Origin of the sequence: Acinetobacter sp. MF4640 (assembly GCF_002018895.1) — a bacterium.
Classification (GTDB): domain Bacteria; phylum Pseudomonadota; class Gammaproteobacteria; order Pseudomonadales; family Moraxellaceae; genus Acinetobacter; species Acinetobacter johnsonii.
This window is the reverse complement of record NZ_MVOM01000108.1, coordinates 1-2,638: the sequence shown is the minus strand read 5'-3', so window position 1 is coordinate 2,638 and position 2,638 is coordinate 1. Positions and strand designations below refer to the sequence as shown.

At 39.1% G+C, this 2,638-nt stretch carries 2 protein-coding genes and 3 pseudogenes; all 5 read left to right on the top strand.

The window, feature by feature from the left end; translation table 11 throughout:
- A pseudogene (locus MF4640_RS18495) lies at positions 1 to 668 on the top strand (IS4 family transposase); the annotation flags it as partial.
- Positions 669 to 687: 19 nt separating this feature from the next.
- A pseudogene (locus MF4640_RS19335) lies at positions 688 to 1,309 on the top strand (hypothetical protein); the annotation flags it as partial.
- 288 nt (positions 1,310 to 1,597) lie between these two features.
- A complete protein-coding gene (locus tag MF4640_RS18480) occupies positions 1,598 to 1,888 on the top strand; it encodes a type II toxin-antitoxin system HigB family toxin (RefSeq protein ID WP_078390477.1) in 291 nt (96 codons plus the stop codon).
- Between the two features lies 1 nt (position 1,889).
- Positions 1,890 to 2,291 carry a helix-turn-helix domain-containing protein gene (locus MF4640_RS18475; protein ID WP_078390476.1) on the top strand — a complete coding sequence of 134 codons (402 nt, stop codon included), beginning with the start codon at positions 1,890 to 1,892 and terminating at the stop codon, positions 2,289 to 2,291.
- Positions 2,292 to 2,363: 72 nt separating this feature from the next.
- Positions 2,364 to 2,516: pseudogene (locus MF4640_RS18465) on the top strand (IS3 family transposase); the annotation flags it as partial.
- Positions 2,517 to 2,638: the final 122 nt, after the last annotated feature.

Here is a 2,638-nt window from a genome sequence, read left to right as displayed (position 1 = left end):
TTTATAGCCATTTTTGGTAAAGACCGTATTGTGAATGTGTTCGCAGACAGAGAGTTTATCGGTGAGCAGTGGTTTACATGGTTAATTGAACAAGACATCAACTTCTGCATTCGTGTTAAAAAAACTTTATTGTCACCAATCATTTAGGAAAGAATCATAAAATCAGTGATTTATTTCGCCATCTTCAAGTTGGTCAAATTGAATGTCGTAAACGACGGATTTTGGTTGGTCGAGTGAAACTATATATAAGTGCACTACAGTTAGAAAATGGAGAACTTTTACTCGTCGTTTCTCCTCAGTTTAATGCCAATTCTATTCAGGATTATGCATTACGCTGGGAAATTGAAACCTTATTCAGTTGTCTCAAAGGACGCGGGTTTAATCTTGAAAATACTCGTTTAACAGACCCTAGACGAGTCAAGAAATTGATAGCAGTGCTAGCTATCGGTTTCTGTTGGTGCTATTTAACAGGTGAATGGCAACATGATCAAAAAAAAGTGATAAAAATAAAGAAGCATGGACGACTCTCAATGAGTTTATTTCGCTATGGTTTAGACTATGTTCAAATGGCGATTCAGCGTTTAATTGGTTTTGGGAAAAAAGAAGAGTTTAAGGAAATTTTGGCAATTTTAAGAAGGCAGAAGCCTGATAGGATAAGGGTTCTGTGAAATTTGTCGTGTACAGAGTAAAAATTTAGAGAATGTGCAAGGGGTGAACGCGATATTATCGATTTCTCAATTACTTACGCAAAAGACCGTGATGGCCGCTTATCTATGAATTTTGGTACGCTTAACCGTCAAGGTGGTCAGCGCCGTCTAAATGTAGCAATTACTAGTGCTCGTCAAGGATTACATGTTGTCTCGGCCTTAATTCCAGAAGAAATTAATTTGGCACGCACCAATAGTGAGGGTGTAAGGGATCTAAAAGATTTCTTGGTTTTTGCTCGTAGTGGTCAGCTGCATTTAAATTATGCTGATCAAAGCAAACAGCAGACTAAAAAGAATTTGTAAAGTACTTACAAAATAGGCTTCAAGAAAAATATTGGAGCGTTGACCTCGGAATAGGTCAGGGCGATAGCTGTGTAGATCTTGCTATTAAAGATGACTTGCATGCAGATAGCTATATTGTAGGTATTCTAGTCGATGGTGAAAATTATGCAAAAGCAGCTACAGCAAGAGACTGTGATCAGCTCAGACCAACAGTATTAAATGGGTTAGGCTGGAAGGTATTATCAGTGTGGACAGTTGATTGGTGGCTGGATCCGGAGCATAACTTAACTAAATTGGTAAAAGCATTAGAAGAGATCTAAATAAATCAACAGGTTGCTTAAGTTGTCTGAAACCTTTGAGATGGAAAGCATGCTTTAAATCAAGTCATTGACTTGGGTTGCATGGTCCATGTGAGTCGTAAATTCTATGAACTGCATGTGACGGGGAAAAGTCAGATTAATGAACAGGAATTTTTAAGGTCATCAGATTAAGTGTATTCTGATAATGAATAAAGCGCCGTTTGGCGCTTTATTCATCCTAGCTCTTCAATATTGCAAAATGCGATAATTGGTTTATACTTGATTTATAGCAAAATGCGATAAAATATTATGCATGTGATCACCCACGCTCGAATTATAGAAGCAATTCACAAGTGGCCACAGGCTGAAACGGCATTAGATGGTTGGTATCGAATCATAAAGGCAAACGATCCGAAAGATTTTGCTGAGATGAAACAGCTCTTTCCAGCGGTCGATAAAGTTAGAAAGTTCCATGTATTCGATATTGGCGGGAACAAGATCCGACTTATTGCCGTCGTGATGTATCACGCAAAACGTGTGTATATTCGTCATGTCTTGTCCCATAAAGAATATGACCAAGGTCATTGGAAGGAAGGTTAGTATGAACGCGATGATTAAACAGGCCGTAGACCACTGGCACTACGTTGCACCATTGCTTAGCAAGCCAGAAAATGAAGACGACTTTCATACACTTGTTGAAGCTTTAGATGAACTTTTAGATACCGTTGGTGATGACGAGTCTCATCCTTTAATGGGGCTTATTCATCAGCTTGGTGATTTGGTTGCTGATTATGAAAATGAGCATCTTCCTATGGTTAAAGGGGATGGCCGTGCTGCTTTGGCTTTTCTAATGGAGCAACATGGTTTAGGTCAGTCTGACTTATCAGAGGTTGCAACCCAATCTGTGATTTCTGAGATTTTAAGTGGAAAACGCCAACTGAATATTCGTCATATTAAGGCATTGTCTGAGCGGTTTAATGTATCGGCAGATACGTTTTTCTAAAAGATAGGGCGCCGTGAGGCGCTGAACCGTACCGGGTTTGTCGGAGAGTCAATATTCTGAGAGACTATCCCGATGACAAAATTAAAATATACCCCTGAAATCAGAGAAAGAGCGGTTCAATTATTGATTGAATCCGAGAAAGATTATCCTTCTACTTGGGCTGCAATCACAGCAATAGCTCCTAAGATTGGCTGTACTCCTGAAACACTACGTGTTTGGTTGATGTGTGCTGAAAAAACAGGAGGTTTTAACTTGGTAAACTAAACACACTCATCAGGAGTTTACCATGAGCAAGAAACACAAGACTTACACCACAGAATTTAAAGCTGAAGCCATCAAATTAATTG

Coding starts and splice junctions, on each gene's coding strand:
- MF4640_RS18480 (WP_078390477.1), top strand. CDS start 1,598: ATGCATGTGATCACCCACGCTCGAATTATAGAAGCAATTCACAAGTGG.
- MF4640_RS18475 (WP_078390476.1), top strand. CDS start 1,890: ATGAACGCGATGATTAAACAGGCCGTAGACCACTGGCACTACGTTGCA.